The organism is Bifidobacterium sp. B4111 (assembly GCF_026537235.1).
In the GTDB taxonomy this organism is placed as follows: Bacteria; Actinomycetota; Actinomycetes; order Actinomycetales; family Bifidobacteriaceae; genus Bombiscardovia.
The window spans coordinates 582,520-600,747 of record NZ_JAFNMO010000001.1 but is presented as its reverse complement, the minus strand read 5'-3'; the positions used below and the strand labels follow the sequence as shown (position 1 = coordinate 600,747).

Here is an 18,228-nt window from a genome sequence, read left to right as displayed (position 1 = left end):
GTTCAGGGCAGGACAGTGGAGTCTGGACCGGAGCGGATCAGCGTGGTGGCAGGCATGAGCCCGTCAGGAGCCATGACGGCCAGACCGGCCAGGCCAGCCTGGTTGACCGCGTCCACGCTCAGACGGGCATTCCAGATCAATCGGGATGAATCATGCTCGGAATCCTCGTTCAGCCGTACGGCGGCCACCTGGTCGCCCAGGTCGTGGGCTGAAAGCTCATGGGCCCGACCCGGCTCAACGGTCAGCGAGCGCTCATCCAATTTCTTGCCCTTCTCGTCGAACCCAACCAGTTCGGCCTTGATCGGATCCGTCGATGGGTTGACCAGGGTCAGCGCTGCCTGGGCGGGCTGGGATATGGTCAGGGCCGAGGAGGCGGCAGCAGTACCCGCAGGAATCAGAGCCAGGTCGGACTGCGACTGATCCTGGCTGCCCCGACTGGTCACCTGCAGGACTGCTCGGACAGGCTGGTCGGCATGCACCTGCAGAGCCAGCTTGCCGTCAGGCACGCCACCCAAGTCCACAGCAGTGGCCCTGGAACCCTGCAAATCCACCCGCCGCAAGGATTCCCGACCGCCTTCATCCATCCAGGACAGCTCCGCCGCGGTAGCCTTGGAACCCTGCAGAAGCAGGGTGGCCTGGTCTGCCCCGCGCAGGCCGGGAATAACCAGATCACGGCCGGGCGCCGCCAAGGCCGTTACCTGATCCGACCCGCGCGGATCCAGTCCAGCCATGACATTGACCGAAACCGACATGGCCACTGGCGCCTGGGAGCTGCGAGCCCGGACGTAGACGGCCTGCTGTCCGGGAGCCGCCGCAGACAGGTCGTATGAGGCATGGCCGCCAGGCGCCACAGTCATGGTGTTCCCGGTCTCCAGGGACAGGTTGCCAGAGGAATGCGAACCCTGGATCTCCAGACTGATCACCGTGGCCTTGGATGACGGGTTGTAGGCCACCAGCCGCTGTGTGGACCCTCGACCGGTGGCAGGCAACAGGAAGCCGGCATCCATGACGGCCCGAGGGCAGGCCAGCGCCTGGACCCCTCGCAGATCGCCCTTGGTGGCCCAGGAGACCATACCGACAGCAGCTCCCGTGCCCGGCTGGGACTTGAGCATCCGGGAATCGAAAGCCGTAGCCGAGGCACCTGGATCGATCGAGGCGGCCATGGTCTTCTGCCCATCCAAGAGGTCGGGATCAGTCATCGTGGTGCGTCGCCCGTCTCCAAGCGGGGTCAGGCTGGCACTGCCGATGGAACCAAAGGCGGCGGCTGTGACACGGGCGCTCAGATCGCCTTCCGAGGCTTTGAACTGGTCATCGCCGACCTTGTCCTCATCCGCTACCGTCATTCGAGCCGGGCAGTAGGACGCTACCCCACGTTGGCTGACCCGGGTGGCAACGACTGACGAGCCCAAGGCCCCATCAGCCAAGGAGGCCGGGGGCGTCCATACCAAGAGAGCAGCGATCAAAACCGCCACCAGAGGCGCCGTGACCAGAGCAGCCACCAGGGATCCCTTGCTTCGTACACTCATAGTTGCTCCCCTCCAAAGTAGCCCGGACGCGGCAGAGCCACCAAGCAGTATCCCAGCAAGACCAGGCCCAGGGTCCAGAGCCAGATCCTCCTCCAGGTGCTGGCCGCCGCTTGATGGGCCCCGGCCATGTTGACTCCCACATCCCTGCCGGATTGCGAGCTCAAACGGAAATAGGTTCCCTGGGCATTGGTCGCCACCTGCTGGGCACCATCGCTGGCGGTGATGTTGGATACCAGGTCATCGTTGGGTGTGGATCCCATGCCGACTGCTCCGGAACGGTCGGCGGGCACATAGATTCCCCCGAAGCCCATACCGGATACAGCCGCTACAGCCTTGGAGTCGGCGTTGGCCATCAGAGCCGCAGCTGAATGCGAGAGGACATCCTGACCGGCCATCTGCCCGCCGTTCACCCTCTGGGCACGCAGGGCAGGCGAGGCATCGATCAGATCCCCTCGTGAGGTGTGCAGACCCGTGTAGGCCACGCGGCCATGGGAGGGCGAGGTCAGCACCAGCACCCGATGGGATGGATCCTTGTTCAGGTAGTCCACCGCCACTGCCGGGAGCTGCCGGTCATCAGCAGACAGGGGTCCTCCGACTGGCGCCGCCAGACCAGCCGCCGCCACGCCTGCCGTTACCATGGTCAGGACCAGGCCCAGCAAGAGTCTGACAATCCGTCCCCCGCCATCAACCGCAGCCGCAGAGGTTGAAGAGGACTGCGCAGGAGGCAGGGGCGGACGATCAGCATCGCCCTCTGGAACCTGATCGTGCCCAGGAGCAAGGGGCGAGAAGGGACGGACGGCCCTGCCAGCCAGAAGGCCCAGACAGGCCAGCAGCCCCATGAAGGCAAGCATCACCCCAGGCAGGACCGAACCGGCCACTGGACCGGTCTCGTCCAAGCCGATGCAGACCGCCTGGGAGATCAGCGCCAGAATCAGGCCCAGCAGAACCGTACTCCAAAGAATCCTGGCAGTTTTGAGCGCCCGAGGCACAACCAAGGCGATGAAGGCCAGCAGGGCCACCACCAGCAGACAGCAGGCCAGCGTGGCCGGACGCCAGAGCTCAGGTCGCCACCTGAGGGGCCACAGGGCCGAAAGATCCAGTCCCAGCAGGCGGGCCAGCAGTTGCCCCAGGCTCCCGGTTCTGGGTTGACCGGTCAAGCCCGTCGAGGGGATCATAAGATCTGCGAACAGCTGTCTGAAAAGTCCTTGATTGGCATGGCGCAAGGAATTGACCAGGGTGGGCGCCAGGGCCAGCGCCGAGGGCAGGGGCATCAGGAGCAGCATGACCCGATGGGAGGGCACCAGGCAGATCGCCATAATGAAGAGCGGGATCATGGCCAGCATGAGCTGAGGTTCGGCAGCCAGGACCGGCAGAAAACAGATAGAGGCCAGAGCCGCCTGCTGCACCGAAGCCTTGGGGCGCACGGGAGCCTCAGTCTGATACAGCCCCACGGCCTTGAAAACAAAGGCAAAGGCGGCAGGCATGAAGGCCATGACCGTCAGCATGGGCAGCTGCAGACCATCCACGATGCCCAGGGCGAATGCCAGACAAGCCCAGAGCAACCCCAGCAGGACTCGAATGGGATTGGACCTGGTGACCACGCCGGCCAGGGCCCAGAAAGACAGAGCGGCCAGTCCCGTCTCCGCCAGGAGCATCAGGGCCATGGCTTGGGCTGCGTGACCGCCGGTCAGCAGAGCGAAGGGCAGGAGGACCAGGAGGAAGGGGGCAGGAACTGCGGGCTGCCCCACACCCCCGGCCCAGGACCAGGAGGTGGTGGCCGCCGTCAGCACCTGGGACCAGTCGGCTCCGGACGAGGGCAGGGAGGGAGCGTGGATGGCCCCTCCCGAGAAGATGGCACGACAGAGTGGCCAGTGGGTGGCCACCAGGGCCGCCAAGACCGCTATGGTCATCCCTGAAGCCCAGGCCAGGCGACGCAGGAACTGCTGGCGCAGATGAGCCAAGGCCAGGTGGCTGAGCATGGGATGTTCCTGCTGGTCGTGGAAGGCCTGCCTGCGCTGCCGCCACTGTCTGATCTGCTGACCGTTGGCCTGAAGAATGTCCAACCGGCGGGGACCACCATGGCAGGCGGAGGTCAGACGGCGACGCATCGTGAACAAGGATGCGGGGTTGGCCAGAATCCGCCAGGGTGCGCACAGCCGGCAGAGGGCCCTGTAGGGCCGTTTGCCGATAAGATCAACCGCCATGAACCACAATGCCGCCAGAACTCGCCAGAGCCAGACCAGCGGCCACCAGGGCAGGGCAAAATCAGTCAGCAGGTAGCGTTCCCGGGCCAGTATGGGACCCATGGAGGCATCCAAGGGGTGGTTGGGCTGCACCGACCGCCCGTTCCGATCACGCAACCCGCTCATACGGGCACCGGCATGGGCCACCCGGGCGTTGGGTACGATTACCACCCGCCCCCCTGACAGGCAGATACGACGGCAGAGATCATCGGCCTGGCCAAAGGTGCCAGCCCAAGCGCCTGGTCCGCCCAGGTCCTTCATGGTCTGCATGAGCACCAGGGCGCCAGCCAGGCTCACCGCGAAGACATCCTGACGCGCGTCATATTGCTGCTGGTCGGGTTCGCTGTCCACCACCAGACTCACCGTTCGGTGACGGTAGGCATACCGACCCACGTCATGGAGTCCCTGGCCCTGCCAGTTATACTGTTTGGCACCCAGCAGGGAGGCAGTGGGATTGCTGTGCCAGGTGTCCACCAGCTCGTCCAGGCAATGATTATCCAGTGGACGGCAGTCGTCGTGCAGAAGCCAAAGAGCGCGAATCCGACCAGGCAGACGGGCGTAGCCAAGCGCCTTGTCCAAGGCATCGCCGAAGGAGGAGGCACCTCGCGCGCGGACCACCTGCACTTCCACACGCGCGGGCCCATCCACCGGAAACTGCGCATAGAGCGGCTCTGTGGTGGACCCCGAACAGTCCGCGATAACCAGGACCCGTGGCAAGAGGCTCTGTCGCAAGAGGGCACGCAGGGTGTCCGGCAAATAGGTCAGATCATGCTCGACCGTGATCACCGCCGCCACGGCATCCTCCACATGAGGGCTGGCGGCGGGCGAACATTCGTTCATGACTGAAGAGAGGACCTGCCGGACATCCTGGGCTTGAGGCGCGACGAAACTCATGCGTTCCAGTCTACGCAAACCAGGTCACCGGATGCCTCGCTTGGGCACCTGCGGCGATTCAGACCTGACGCTGCGCGCGCATCCTCTTCTTGTAACGGCGGCGCTCCCGTTCACTCATGCCGCCCCAGATGCCGAAGCGCTCGTCATGCTCGACCGCCCAGTCCAGGCACTGCTTGCGGACGGTGCAGTCGGCGCAGACCCGTTTGGCCTCCTGGGTGGAGCCCCCCTTGCCCGGGAAGAATGCTTCCGGGTCGGTCTGCGCACAGAGCGCCTCGCTTCGCCAGGATGGTCCGATGTTGACTTCGAACCACTGCATCAGCGGCGTCAGCCTGTTTTTAGTTGTACTGCTATAGCGAGTGTCAACAAATCCACTCATAGCGACCCCCCAGTCCCTAGTGTGTTTACACACTTTTATTACAGCTGCTGCAGGGGTCTTCTGTCAACCCCTAAATATCTGCGAGCGCAACTGAGCAACACATACAGGGAGCCATATCGCCCGAAGAGGAGCTGCGGATGGGGGTCAGACTATACTATGACTGGTTCAAGCACGCGTCACCGCCATCCCGGTTCTTCCCGCCGGAATGAGCCCTACAGCGACAGCCGATGAGGAAGGCATACCATTGACGTCCCCAACCAGAAAGATGGGTCTGCCCAACATCAAGGCGGGCAGGAACGGCAAGCCCCAGCACAGCGACGGGTTTCGCAGCAGCCACCGTCTGCGCACGGGCATCTGCCTGGCCCTTACCTTCGTTCTTTGCTTCCTGGCCTCGACGGTGGCGGCCTTCTGGACCGACATCAACGGTCACATGCACGTGCTCGAGCCCGTCAGCCTGACTCAAGCCCACAAGGCCCCGGAAGACATTTACAAGGGGAGGACTTTGAACGTCCTAGTGCTGGGACAGGACACCCGGGACGGTAAGGGCAACTCCGAGGTGGGCGGCAGCGGCGACGGCCTGGAGGAGAACCACCAGTCGGACACGGCCATGGTGGTCCAGATCGCCGCCGACCGCTCCTATGTGAATGTGGTCTCCATTCCCAGGGACTCCATCGTAAACGCCCCGGCCTGCACCACCAGCAAGGGGGATACCATCCCGGCCCGCCGCCAGGTCATGTTCAACTCCATCTTCGCCGAGGGCTACAGCCAGGGCGGCGATGCCAATTCGGCCGCCAGCTGCTCCCTGGCAGTGGTCCGTTCCCTGACCGGCTTGGACATTCAGCAGTTTGTGGTGGCTGACTTCAACGGCCTCAAGTCCATCATCGACGCCCTGGGTGGGGTAGATGTGTGCATCCCCAAGGATACCTGGGACGGCTATACCGGCATCAACCTGAAGCGTGGTCTGCAGCATCTGGACGGCACCCAGGCCACCGAGTACGCTCGCATGCGCCACGGAACCGCCGCCGACGGGTCGGACATCATGCGCACCACCCGCCAGCAGTATCTGATCAAGAGCCTGGTCAACGAGGCCAAGACCGTCAACATCTATTCCGACCTGCCCAAGGCCTACCGTCTGGCCACCACCTCCATGTCCACCCTGCAGCTGAGCGAGGGGTTGGGCAACTTCCAGACCCTGCTGGGCCTGGGCAACTCGCTCAAGCACATAGACACCACACATATCTACGCCCGGACCATACCTGTCGAGGAATGGTCCCAGGACAACAACCGGGTGGTGTGGACGGACGAGGCCGAAACCATCTGGCATCTGCTGCGAGAGGGCAAGCCCTTGACCCAGGCCAATGAGGACGCAGAGTCAGCTTCCTCGTCAGGCAACCAGGCCAGCAATGGTCAGGATGCCCAGAGCGCCCAAAACTCACAGAGTGCCGCTCAGACGGCTGGCAACGGCTCTGACACAGGGGGCGGCACCCAATCCCCATCTGCATCCGCCGCTGCTCTTCCCAAGCCCGATCCCCGTACCGGACTGATCACCATGCCCGACAAGACCCTGATCGATCCCAACACGGGCGGGACCGTCGATCCGGACGACGGAACCATCAGGGATGCGAACACCGGACAGTACATCGGCATGGCGGACCGCTACCTGTTTGCTACGGTCTGTGCGGTTCCGGCGCAGAGATAGCCGATTAAGCTTCCTGGGGTCGTTCAGGCATGCTATTGCTTACCTAGTCGGTCAAAGCTACGGAGGTTAAGGGTATGCGGACTGGATCAGACCAAGACGGACAAGGACAGGAGCCTCCTAGCTTCATGCCCTCCGGGCATCACCGTCCGGCGGCCGACCCCAGATCTCCAGGCACCGAGGCCAGACACAGCCGTAGCCAGACGCCTCCCAGCTTCTCCCCATCTTCCGGGACGGGGCATCAGAAAGCCAGACGCACCAGTGGCTCCTCGAAAACCACACCCAGGCCGGCGGCTGCAGCTGCACCTGTTAAAAACGACTGGCGCAACAACAATCGGAACATGCGGAACGGCACTGCCCTCGTCCGTAAACACCCAGTGCGCAAGTTCGTAATCATTCTGCTGCTGGTCCTGCTGCTGGCACTAGTTGTACTGGCAGGTGGAGGATGGTTCTGGGTCAACGGCAAGCTCACCCGCGACAAAATGCTGACCGATACCCCTGGCTCAGAGGCCACTACCTGGCTCCTGCTGGGATCGGACCAGCGCGACGGTTCTCCGGGGGCCGGACAGGATGCCAGCATCACCGGCTTCCGCACCGACACCATCCTGGTGCTGACCAAGCCCCGCCACGGAGCCGCCTCCCTGATTTCAATCCCCCGCGACTCCCTGGTCAAGCAGGACGGGGATTACATGAAGATCAACGCCGTGGCCTACACATCGGGCTACCGGGCCCTAACCGGCCAGATCGAGGACATCACCGGTCATAAGGTCGATCATGTGGCCCTTATCCGTTTCGGGGGCCTCAGCAAGGTGGTCGACGCCCTGGGCGGCGTCAGGCTTTGCTATGACGCAGACGTCAACGACCCCAACTCCGGCATGGTCTGGTCTCGCGGCTGCCATCAGGCCGACGGCAGCATGGCCCTGGCCTTCACCCGCATGCGCTACTCGGATCCCAAGGGAGACTTTGGGCGTGCCGAACGCCAGCGTCAGGCCATCTCGGCCATCAGCGCCAAGGCCCTACAACCTTCGGTCATGCTCAACCCGTCGAGGGCCGGCAAGGTTCTTTCCGCAGGTCTGGATGCCCTGGTGGTGGATGAGCGGGCCAACCCCATAGACCTTGTGCACATGGTCCTGGCCTTCCGCAGTGCCAGCAGCAGCAAGGGGGTCACCGGAAGCGTCTACTGGACAGATCCCGACTACTATCCGGGCGGGGGCATCGGTTCCACCGTTCTGCTGGACCAAGCCCGCAACACCGACCTGTTCAACCAACTGGCCCAGGGCAGTCATGCCGCTGGAACGGTCGGCGGCATGTAGCGCCCGCTTTGCACACACCACCAATCCCGTCCACATTCGACCACATGCCAGGCCTGCTCTAGCGCTCCAGCCTCGGGCAGCTCATGCTGAGGGCATGACCAAGGCCAATTCATCAGCAGCCATATCGACAGACCCGAGCGGTGCTGCAGGTGGCGATTGGCGCTCTGCCGGCTCCAAAGAGAAGAAGGCCAAAGGGGGAAGCGCCCAGGTCATTCTGACCCTGGTTGCACAGACGGCTCCGGCCCTGGCCCAGGCAGGCATGATCTGGTACGTAGTAGGCCAGGGCCGCTGGATGTTGCTCCTCCTCTTGCTGCCCAGCTTGACGGGCACCCTGGCCATGGTGCTTCTGAGCCTGCTGCGAATGCATCGCCGATCATCGTCCACTCCACCGGCAGGCGCACAATTGAAGTACGGCACAGTATCGGATCGTGCATCCCTCTCGACGACTACAGAGAACGAGACCTTGCAGGACCTGGCTCAACTGGCCTCTAACCCAGGCCCTCAGCTAGAGTCCCGGCTCTTGGGGTCACGGCGTTCAGGATCACAAGGTCTGCCCTGGCAGGGCATCGTCCACGCATGGCTTGCCGCATCAGGAAGGTCGGCACCGGCGGTCATCGGTATCCGCCCTGATCGTGGTCCGCTGGTCATCGATCTGCCCCGCGACGGACCCCACGCCCTGGTGGCAGGCACCACAGGTTCGGGCAAATCAGTCTTTCTGCAGACCTGGTGTCTGGCCCTGGCCGCCAGTCAGCCGCCAGACCGGCTCAATCTGGTCCTGCTGGATTTCAAGGGTGGTGCCGGCTTTGGCCTGCTGGCCCGACTGCCGCACACCGTGGGCTGCGTGACCAATCTGGATCTGGACCGGGCCGTACGCGCGCTGAACGGCCTTCAACGGGAATTGGAGCGCCGCCAGCGCCTGGTCGCCAGAGCGGGGGTTGAGGACACTGCCCGTATGGCCGATCCACCGGCACGGCTGGTGGTGATCATTGACGAGTTCCAGGCCCTGCGCCAACTTCTGCCTGACTATCTGGACAGACTGACCTCTCTGGCCTCTCAGGGCAGATCCCTGGGTATGAACCTGGTGGCCTGCACCCAGCAGACCATGGGGCAGGTCAGCGCCCAGATGCGTGCCAACATGAACCTGGGCATCTGTCTGCGGGTGCGGGATCCCCTGCAGTCCAGAGAGCTGCTGGGATCCTCCTGTGCTACGGCGATCGACCCTGCCTGCCCAGGTCTGGGCTTCCTGGAGCAGGGCCGGGGTCCCCAGGCCTTCCGCACCTGCCCATCAGCTGATCCGCAGGCCCTGGTGGGCGAGATCGTCAAGGCCAGTCGCTTTTGCGGCAGCCGACCGCCGGCACCGCTTTTCTCCCCTCCCCTGCCAGAGCATGATCCGGCCTGCGGGCAGGTCCTCTGGCAATCGGGACGGCCTCAGATACCTCTGGGACACATGGACGACGGGGTTCTGCTCCATCTCTATCGCCTGCCACTCAACGGTCATACAGCCCTGATCGGACCTCGAGGACGGGGCAAGAGCACCCTGCTGGCGCTGCTGGCGCGTTCCCTGCTCACCCTGATGAAGCCAGGAGCCCGACCTGAGCCCAGCTTCGACCTGCGCATCACGCGTCGAACAGGTCATGGTTACAGCAGCCGGGACTTTCCCGGCCCGGTGCCGTCACCGCCTCAAGGCCGTCAGGATGGCAGCCGTGCATTGGTCTGGATTCTTGACGATGCCCAGGATCTGCTGGATCCGCTTTGTCGGGATCCCCTGGCCCCTCTTCTGCAGGAGGCTCTGGGACAGGAGGGAACCACCGTGATCCTGGCCGTGGATACGGCCAGCGCCCTGCACAGACCAGAGCGTTTCAGCCGTCGTCTGGTGTTCCCCTGCGGCGAACGGGGGGCCGATCTGGCAGCTGGCATCCCCGCCGATCAGCTGGCCACCCTCCCCACCCGGGCCAGCGCCATTCCCGGACGGTGTCTGGTTCTGGAAGCGGGTCTCGCCATTCCGCTACAGGTGTTCTCTTTAGCCGTAAAACAAATGAACCCTTGAAAAAAGTCACTCATCGTGCTTATCTTGCATAGGGTAGTGATAAAAGCATCGATAAAAACTTCTTGGAGGCTTAGGTAGATGAGTAATGCGTTTGATTGGCGCGCCAAGGCTGCTTGCCGTGACAAGGACCCTGAGCTGTTCTTCCCCGTCGGCAACACCGGTGCAGCCTATCAGCAGATCGAGGAGGCCAAGGCTGTCTGCAGGACCTGCAAGGTCATTGACGCCTGTCTGAAGTGCGCGCTGGACACCAACCAGGATTACGGTGTCTGGGGCGGACTGAGCGAGGACGAACGCAGGGCTCTGAAGCGCAGGGCCATGCGTGCGCGCAGGTCCCAGGCCATGCAGATGCAGTCCTGACATCTTTCCGATTGCGCAAAACAGGAGAGGGGCGATGGCTTGATGCCGTCTCCCCTCTCTTTTTCTCAAAAGTGCCTGGCATCACACGTCCTGGGCCACGCGCAGCTTGATGTTGATGACCACCCGGGTGCCGCCATCCCGGCGGGGCTCCCACTTGACCGTGCCGCCGAAGTCGTTGGTGACGAAGGTGTTGATGATCTGCGTGCCCAGCCCGGATCCGGTGGAACGAGCCTGGCCCTGATCCGACTCGGTGCTGTAGCCGTTGCCGTCATCCTCGACTACCACATTGAGATTGTTGCCGCCCCGGCCCACCGATATGGTGATATGCCCCTCGTCACGGCCCTCGAAGCCGTGCTCGACCGCGTTGTTGACCAGTTCGGTCAGCACCAAGGACAGGGGTGTGGCATCCTGGGCGGGCATCATCCCGAACTTGCCCACGTAGGAGATGGTGATGTGCTGGTCGCTGGTGGTGGCCAGGTCCACGCTCATCTTGAGCAGGTTGGCGATCACCTTGTCGAAGTCCACAATCTCGTCGGCGGTCTGACTGAGGCCCTCATGAACCACAGCGATGGTCTGGACCCGTCGCTGGGCCTCCTCCAGCTCCTTGCGGACCTCGTCGGACTTGGTGCGCCTGGCCTGCAGCCGCAGCAGGGCCGACACGGCCTGGAGGTTGTTCTTGACCCGGTGGTGGATCTCGGAGATGGTGGCATCCTTGGTCTGCAGCTCCTTCTCCCGGCGGCGCAGTTCGGTCACATCCCGACAGAGCACGATGGCGCCAATCCTGCCCTGCTTGCCATAGAGGGGCAGGGAGCGCATGGAGACGGCCGACCCGTTGGCGTCCAGCTCAGAGTCCACGGCCGCCTTGCCCGTCAGAACCAACGGCAGGGAGTCGGGCACGGGATCGTTCTCCTTGAGCAGGGAGGTGCCGATCTCGCTCAGGTACTGGCCGATCATGGTCTCGACCGAGCCCAGCCTGCGGAAGCAGCTGATGGCGTTGGGCGAGGCGTAACGCACCACGCCGCTTGACGTCAGCACAAAGAAACCGTCGGCCACCCTGGCGTTGTGCCGCTGGTTGAGCACCGAATCCGCGTAGGGGAACTCGCCTCGGGTGATCATCTCGAAGAGCTCCTTGCCCGCGTTGATGCTCTCACTCTCGTACCGGCCGTTGGACTCGCGGGTGGCCATGTTGGTTTCGCGAACCACCAGACCCAGGGTCCTGCCCTGGTGACGGATAGGAGCATAGACGTCGCAGACCGTGGCACGGCCGATGGTGCGCAGCTTGTTGGATCGCAACACCCCCTTGGACTGCATGGCCACCTCCAGCTCTTCGCGGCGATCAGCCGGGAAGTGCTCCCCCACCACGTCTTCGGTGCGCAGTGACATGACCGTGGAGGGCCGGCACTGCTCGGCCACGGTGAACTCCCCCTCGCCGGTGCGCAGCAAGAGCAGCAGGTCGGCAAAGCTCAGATCGGCGATGACCTGCCAGTCGGCCACCAGGTGGTGGAGCCACTCGCGGTCCTCCTCATTGCAGTCGTCGCATGATGCCAGAATCTCGGAAAAATCAGCCATGCACTCCATCATACAAAGAGCCCTCGGAAGCAGACAGGCGGGTCATGCCAAGGGCGATGGTGACATGCGCGTCCAATGCATAGGTCTGGGGTAGGGTGGTTCACGGATGTTTCGCCCCGACAACCGGACACGACAGACCCGGACCAGTCAAGGGGCCAAGGGAGGGCCATGGCAACCAGGACCAACGAGGACGACAGACCGCCCGAGGATCAGGGGGTCGATGCCGAACTCGAACGCCGCCGCCAGCAGCGCCGCCAGGAGCTGACCTACCTGCGCCGGGATGCGGAAGTGGCTCACGAGGCCCATCTGCAGGCCAGGGCAGACGCAGTGCGCGCCAAGGCCAAGGCCAAGGCTGCGAGGATCATGGCAAAAGCCGAGATCAAGGCCTCACGGATCGAGGGAATCCCCGACATGGAGATCGAGCGCAAGGTCCGTCTGGATGTGCACGGTCGCCCCAAGCCCCTGCTGCGCGGCTGGATCCACGCTGTGGCCGCCCCCCTGGCCCTGGCTGCCGGCATCGTACTGATCTGCCTGGCCCACGGCACTGGCCTCAAGCTGGCATGTGCAGTCTTCATGGTCGCCTCGCTGGCCCTCTTCGGCAACTCGGCTCTCTACCATCTGGGTGACTGGACCCCGGGGACCACGGACGTGCTGCGCCGCCTGGACCACGTCAACATCTTCCTGCTCATCGCCGGCACCTACACGCCTATTTCCTTCGCACTGGAACCTTTCTGGCGGCGGGTCATCATCCTGGGCATGTGGGGGGCCAGCCTGGTGGCCATAATTGTCCACGTCTTCTGGATCGATGCTCCCCGCTGGCTCTACACCCTGGTCTACGTGGTTTTCGGAGTCTCGGGGGTGGGCTTCCTGAAGCTCTTCTGGGACTCCCCCATGGCCGGTCCGCCTGTCGTTTGGCTGATTGTGGCGGGTGGCTTGGCCTACATTCTGGGTGCGATTGTCTACGGCCTGCGCCGGCCGGACCCTTGGCCCCGGGTATTCGGCTTCCATGAGATCTTCCACTGCGGCACGGTCATCGGCTACGCCTGCCACATCGTGGCCATCTACCTGGTGGTCTGCAACCTGCGCTGAGCAAGCTCGCCAGTCCGACTGCCTTACGAATCAAGCAGCTGCTTATAGATGAAGCCGCCCCCGTCGATCGTGGCGGGGAGCGGCTTCATTCAAGCCGGGCTGGGACGGTGAGGGGTCGTCCCGCTACTTGAGGGGCTGGGCATCCTTGACGGTGACCGAAATGTCCTTGCCATTGGGAGCCTTGTAGGTCACAGTCTGCCCCTTCTTGGCGCCCATCAGGGCCGCGCCGATGGGCGACTCGGGGCTGATGACGTCATATTCGGTGGCCACGGTCAGATCCCTGGAGCCCAGCACATAGACCATTTCGTTGCCGGCCATGGTCAGGGTCACCAGGGAGCCGTTGCCCACCGTGCCCGCCTTGGGGGCCTTGAGGATCTTGGCGTTGCGAAGCTTGACGATCAGCTCGTTGATCCGCCCCTCATTCTTGCCCTGCTCCTCGCGGGCAGCCTGATAGCCGCCGTTCTCGCTCAGATCGCCCTCGGCCCGAGCCGCCGCAATGCGTTCGGTGATCTCGTCGCGGTACTCGCCCTGACGATGGTCAAGCTCCTCCTTCAACTTGTCGTAAGCGGCCTGTGTCAGCAGAATCGTCTTTTCCTCAGCCATGTGATTCCTCCTTATTTGATGCACTTGTCTCGTGGCCCGACCTGGACTGCAAAGTCAAGAGTATGAAAAAGGCGCCGGCCCTCACCGGCGCCTGGAGACCCTTGTCTACCGTGTCGATATAATGTCGATCACGAAGACTAGAGTATCGTTGCCGCCGATGCCCGCCTGGGGCATCCCCTGACGACCATATCCGTACTCCGGCGGAATGGAGACCACCAACCTGGACCCCACGTTATGACCGGGCACCGTCTGGTCCCAGCCACGAATGACCTGCCCGACGCCGATGCCGAAGCTGGCCGGCTGATGACGCTGAAAGCTCGAGTCGAAGACCTGGTCCGAACCCCAAACGACGCCGTGATAGTTGACGGTGACAGTATCGCCCTTGTGGACGACAGGCCCATCCCCCTCGACCAGTTCCACGGCGCGTAGCCCGCTGGGCGCAGGACCATGGAAGGTTATGGTCGGCGTGGCGCCGAATTCGGCGTTCACCTCGGGCATGGATCGGTCACTCATGACAACTCCTTTGGTTTTCTTGCGTACCAGAGTATCGGTTCGTCGGCCGGGTGACAAGTTGCAACACTGCCGTCCAAGCCGACGAGGCCTTGGTGCCCCGGGTGGGAATCGAACCCACAAGCCGGTGAAGGCGGCGGATTTTAAGTCCGATGCGTATACCATTTCGCCACCGGGGCCGTAACCCATAGCGCCTTATTATATCATTCGCGCAGGAGGGTCCGACCGTAGTCCAGGACCAGGCCATCCAAGAGGCCGTGCTCGCTGGCCACATAGGTTCCAGAAGCCAGTGCACTCGGGCTGACCTCGCCTAGTCGCTCCAGCAGACGGCTCCAGATCAGGGCGCCGCCGCCGATCACATCCACACGCCCGGGATGGATGGCTTTGAGCTCCCGACGCTCCTGACGGCTCATGTTCAGCACCTGGTTGTCAACCCTGCGGGCCGCATCGACCGAAATGGACTGGCCATCGACGGCATGGCGATCGTATACCGGGCATCCCAGGGCCAGGGCGCTCATGGTGGTGACCGTGCCGGAGACCCCGATCACACTGCCTACCCTGGCCACAGGGACCTGGCCGAAGGCCCGGTCGATCCAGCAGTCGACATCCTCAAGCGCCTGGTTGATCTGCTCCTGGGTGGGCGGATCGTCCAGCAGATGGCGCTCGGTCATCCGAACGGATCCGATGTTCATGGAGTAGGAGGCTCTGACTTGGTCAACAGGCAGATATCTCCCGTCCCCGCCCAGGACCAGCTCGGTGGAGCCACCACCCAGATCGACCACCAAGTAGGGTGCAGGAGGCATGTCGGCGCTGACCCGCTGCTCCAGAACGCTGACCGCGCCCAGAAAACTTAGCGAGGCCTCCTGGGAGCCGCTGATAACCTCGGGCATAACTCCTAATATGGAACGCACCCCTTCCTCGAAACTTTCGCGGTTATCGACATCCCTGGTGGCTGACGTGGCCACAAAGCGCAGGCCATCCACCGGGTGCTCCTGCAGCTGCTGGGCGAAGATCCGACATGCCTCAAAGGTGCGCTCCAGGGCCTGGTCAGCGAAACGGCGGTTACGGTCCACGCCCTCCCCCAACCGGATGACCCGCATCAGCCTGGGAGCCACCGGATGGAGTCCCTGGCAGTCCACCTGGGCTATCAGCAGACGTATAGAGTTGGTGCCGCAGTCCACGCCCGCCACTGTCACCTGATCCATGGAAGCCCCTTTCATTGGTTTCCCTGCCAGTTCTCTTGCCCGGATGTCTCAGTCCAAGGCTGGGCACACCGGCAGACCTGCGGGTCGAATGCCTGACGCACCAGCCCCAGGACCCGGTCGCCCAGGGGATTGACCCCCGAACCCATAACCAGAGACTGGGCGGTCAGAGCATGCAGACACTTGACCCGCTTGGGCATGCCACCGGCCGAGACTCCGGCGATGTGCCCCTCGTCGTCGCCCAACAGCTTGGCCAATGCAGAGCGGAAGACCAGATAGAGCTCGTGGGCCCTATGGTAGGCGCTGGCCAGATCCGGATCCGAACCCAGCTCGGCATTCCAGTCGGCCATGACGCCGTCAGCCTCCAGCCGGGAGACGGCCTTGACGGCCTCGGGGCTGGTCAGATAGCAGGTGGTCGGAAAGGGTGTGCCATCTTCCAGCTGGGGCCGAGTGACCACAGCCAGCGGATTCCCACAGACGCAACGGGCACCCACAGCCACCATGCCCCGCGGGTAGCGGCCGAGCTGGCTGTTCACGACGGCTATCTGATCCGGTGTGGCCGGGGTCGCCAGAAGCTCCTGGACGCGATTGCTGACCGCCACCAGGTCCCGGTCAGTAACCAGGTTGGAGAGTCTAGGCTCGGTCCAGAGCTTGACTGCGGCTCGAGATTCCACTGCTGCCTGGGGCCTTTCCTGGGCCTTGATCACGCTGTCCTCATCTTTCCTGATTGTTCCCTGCTGCTGAGTTCATTAACAGTTGGCACGACGAAATCCCAACCTTCGGAGTTCACTGCCCTCCCCCGTCCTCGGATGAGGAGGAGCCCTCAGAGCCACCTGGACTGCTTGAACCAGACGGACTAGCAGATTCGTTCGGACTGGTTCCGTCGCCATGTTGCTGGCCTGTGCTCCCCTTGCTCCCATTGGCAGCCGAGTTCTGATCGGCCTTGGCAAAGGAGTACGCCATCTCCTGATACCAGGGCAGAGAATTCTTCCTCGGGGCCCGAACTCCCCTGCTTCCGGCCTGGTCCTTGTCCTTGCCTCCAGTGACTGCCTCCGGGTGCAGGACCCGGATAGCCTCCTCGTCGGGGAAGACGAATCCCAGACGGTCACGGGCCTGGGCAGTCACATAGGCCTTGTCGTCCCAGCGCCGGATTTGGTTCTCCAGGTCGCGCTTGTGCTCGACAAGCTGGGCCTGCTGGTTGCGCAGGCCGTTGAGCTCGGAAAGATTGATGGCATAGGCATGGAAGGTGGAGACCAGCTGGATCAGTCCCAGGGCCACGATGATGATCGCCACAAAGAAGGTGATGGGTCCCGACGACCGCCTGCTCGTCCGCCGGTCGCCGCCGCCACGTTTGTTCTTGGCCATACCCATAAAAATACCCGCGGCAGCCGACGCGGACCGCCACGGGTGAAAGACTCTACAGTCGCGTCAAAACCTGCAAGAGGTCCGGCCCGACTGGCAAGGCCTTACTTAGTGTACTTCTTGCAGGCCTTGAAGGCGCTGTATCCGGCGTACTCAGCGGTGGAACCAAGCTCCTCCTCGATCTCCAGCAGCCGGTTGTACTTGGCGATGCGCTCGCCACGGGCCGGAGCACCGGTCTTGATCTGGCGGGTGTTCTTGGCCACAGCCAGGTCTGCAATAGTGGTGTCAGAGGTCTCGCCGGAACGGTGGGAAACCATGGAGGTGAACCCGTTTGCAGTGGCCAGCTCGATGGCGTCCAGGGTCTCGGTCACGGTGCCGATCTGGTTGAGCTTGACCAGCAGGGAGTTGGCGGCCTTCAGGTCGATGCCCTTCTGCAGCCTCTTAGGGTTGGTCACCAGCAGATCATCGCCCACGAACTGCAGGCGGTCGCCCATGGCGGCGGTGATCTTCTGCCAGGCGCCCCAGTCCTCCTCAGCGAAGGGATCCTCGATGGAGACCAGCGGGTACTTCTCGACCAGACCCTGGTAGTAGTCCAGCATGTAGTCGGCGTCGCGGTCCTCGCCGTCGAAGTGGTACTTGTCAGTGTCCTTGTTGTAGAACTCCGAGGAGGCCACGTCCAGGCAGAGGCCGATCTGCTTGCCGGGCTCGTAGCCGGCAGCCTGAATGGCGTCGACAATGTACTTCAAGGAGTCCTCGTTGGACTTCATCTTGGGGGCAAAGCCGCCCTCGTCGCCCAGGCCGGTCTCGTGTCCGTCCTTCTTCAGGATGCCTTTGAGGGTGTGGTAGACCTCGACGCCGGCGCGCAGGGCCTCCCGGTAGGATTCGAAGCCGTAGGGGGAGATCATGTACTCCTGGATGTCCGTGGCGAAGTCAGCGTGGGCGCCGCCGTTCATGATGTTCATGTTGGGCACAGGCAGAATATGGCCGTTGGTGCCGCCCAAGTAACGGTAAAGAGGCAGCTCGGCGGACTCGGCAGCCGCATAAAGCGCAGCCAATGAGACGCCCAGAATGGCGTTGGCACCCAGCTTGCCTTTGTTGGGGGTGCCGTCCAGATCAATCATGGTCTCGTCCAGAGCGCGCTGATCGGTGGCGTCCATACCGATGACATTGGGAGCGATGGTCTCATTGACCGCCTTGACGGCATCCAGGACACCTTTGCCCTGATAACGCTTCTTGTCGCCGTCCCGACGCTCCCAGGCCTCGGCCTCGCCGGTGGAAGCGCCGGAGGGAACCAGACCGCGCCCCTCGGCGCCGTCCTCGGTCTGCAGAACGACCTCGACGGTCGGGTTGCCACGGGAATCAAGAATTTCGCGCGCGAACACGCTTTCAATTGCTGCCACAACTGCTCCTTCAATAAGTTGTTGTGATGTCTCTTACAGGA

General features: G+C 63.3%; 15 protein-coding genes and 1 tRNA gene. 5 read left to right on the top strand and 11 right to left on the bottom strand.

Features of this window, described 5'->3' with window-relative positions:
• Positions 1 to 2: 2 nt before the first annotated feature.
• From J3T93_RS02760 to J3T93_RS02750, 3 genes are read right to left on the bottom strand one after another with little or no spacing between them, the layout of a single operon-like run.
• A complete protein-coding gene (locus tag J3T93_RS02760; protein WP_267430443.1) occupies positions 3 to 1,526 on the bottom strand; it encodes a DUF5719 family protein in 1,524 nt (507 codons plus the stop codon).
• A complete protein-coding gene (locus J3T93_RS02755) occupies positions 1,523 to 4,663 on the bottom strand; it encodes a glycosyltransferase (protein WP_267430442.1) in 3,141 nt (1,046 codons plus the stop codon). Before J3T93_RS02755 ends, J3T93_RS02760 begins: the two co-directional genes overlap by 4 nt.
• A gap of 58 nt (positions 4,664 to 4,721) precedes the next feature.
• Positions 4,722 to 4,979 carry a WhiB family transcriptional regulator gene (locus J3T93_RS02750; protein ID WP_029678496.1) on the bottom strand — a complete coding sequence of 86 codons (258 nt, stop codon included), beginning with the start codon at positions 4,977 to 4,979 and terminating at the stop codon, positions 4,722 to 4,724.
• Between the two features lie 304 nt (positions 4,980 to 5,283).
• On the opposite strand from J3T93_RS02750, the gene J3T93_RS02745 reads away from it, so the two are divergent.
• From J3T93_RS02745 to J3T93_RS02730, 4 genes are all read left to right on the top strand, one after another.
• Positions 5,284 to 6,738: an LCP family protein gene (locus J3T93_RS02745; protein ID WP_267430441.1), complete on the top strand. Its 1,455-nt coding sequence runs from the start codon at positions 5,284 to 5,286 to the stop codon at positions 6,736 to 6,738.
• A gap of 338 nt (positions 6,739 to 7,076) precedes the next feature.
• Positions 7,077 to 8,048, top strand: coding sequence for an LCP family protein (locus J3T93_RS02740; RefSeq protein ID WP_267430440.1), 972 nt, complete (start codon positions 7,077 to 7,079; stop codon positions 8,046 to 8,048).
• 94 nt (positions 8,049 to 8,142) lie between these two features.
• Positions 8,143 to 10,095 (top strand): FtsK/SpoIIIE domain-containing protein, encoded by a 1,953-nt coding sequence (locus J3T93_RS02735; protein WP_267430439.1) that lies wholly within the window; start codon positions 8,143 to 8,145, stop codon positions 10,093 to 10,095.
• Between the two features lie 78 nt (positions 10,096 to 10,173).
• A complete protein-coding gene (locus tag J3T93_RS02730) occupies positions 10,174 to 10,452 on the top strand; it encodes a WhiB family transcriptional regulator (protein ID WP_015021978.1) in 279 nt (92 codons plus the stop codon).
• An 81-nt stretch (positions 10,453 to 10,533) separates the two neighbouring features.
• On the opposite strand, the gene J3T93_RS02725 is transcribed toward J3T93_RS02730, so the two are convergent.
• Positions 10,534 to 12,021 carry a sensor histidine kinase gene (locus J3T93_RS02725; protein WP_267430438.1) on the bottom strand — a complete coding sequence of 496 codons (1,488 nt, stop codon included), beginning with the start codon at positions 12,019 to 12,021 and terminating at the stop codon, positions 10,534 to 10,536.
• 168 nt (positions 12,022 to 12,189) lie between these two features.
• Between J3T93_RS02725 and trhA the strand changes: the two genes are divergently transcribed.
• Entirely contained in the window at positions 12,190 to 13,110 is a 921-nt protein-coding gene (gene trhA, locus J3T93_RS02720) for a PAQR family membrane homeostasis protein TrhA (protein WP_267430437.1), read from the top strand.
• A 123-nt stretch (positions 13,111 to 13,233) separates the two neighbouring features.
• Here trhA and J3T93_RS02715 read toward each other — a convergent pair whose 3' ends face one another.
• The 7 genes from J3T93_RS02715 to eno all read right to left on the bottom strand — a co-directional run bounded on the left by J3T93_RS02715 (position 13,234) and on the right by eno (position 18,187).
• Positions 13,234 to 13,713, bottom strand: a complete 480-nt coding sequence (locus J3T93_RS02715) for a GreA/GreB family elongation factor (protein WP_267399777.1) — start codon at positions 13,711 to 13,713, stop codon at positions 13,234 to 13,236.
• A 105-nt stretch (positions 13,714 to 13,818) separates the two neighbouring features.
• Positions 13,819 to 14,226 carry an FKBP-type peptidyl-prolyl cis-trans isomerase gene (locus tag J3T93_RS02710; protein WP_220235969.1) on the bottom strand — a complete coding sequence of 136 codons (408 nt, stop codon included), beginning with the start codon at positions 14,224 to 14,226 and terminating at the stop codon, positions 13,819 to 13,821.
• A gap of 90 nt (positions 14,227 to 14,316) precedes the next feature.
• Positions 14,317 to 14,402 (bottom strand) — tRNA-Leu (locus J3T93_RS02705).
• 24 nt (positions 14,403 to 14,426) lie between these two features.
• The gene (locus J3T93_RS02700; protein ID WP_267430436.1) at positions 14,427 to 15,428 is read right to left on the bottom strand and encodes a Ppx/GppA phosphatase family protein; all 1,002 of its coding nucleotides are present in this window, start codon (positions 15,426 to 15,428) and stop codon (positions 14,427 to 14,429) included.
• An 11-nt stretch (positions 15,429 to 15,439) separates the two neighbouring features.
• Positions 15,440 to 16,030: a DUF501 domain-containing protein gene (locus J3T93_RS02695; RefSeq protein WP_258561601.1), complete on the bottom strand. Its 591-nt coding sequence runs from the start codon at positions 16,028 to 16,030 to the stop codon at positions 15,440 to 15,442.
• Between the two features lie 181 nt (positions 16,031 to 16,211).
• Complete coding sequence (locus tag J3T93_RS02690) at positions 16,212 to 16,796, bottom strand: FtsB family cell division protein (protein WP_220235972.1); 585 nt, start codon at positions 16,794 to 16,796, stop codon at positions 16,212 to 16,214.
• A 95-nt stretch (positions 16,797 to 16,891) separates the two neighbouring features.
• A complete protein-coding gene (gene eno / locus J3T93_RS02685; RefSeq protein ID WP_220235973.1) occupies positions 16,892 to 18,187 on the bottom strand; it encodes a phosphopyruvate hydratase in 1,296 nt (431 codons plus the stop codon).
• Positions 18,188 to 18,228: the final 41 nt, after the last annotated feature.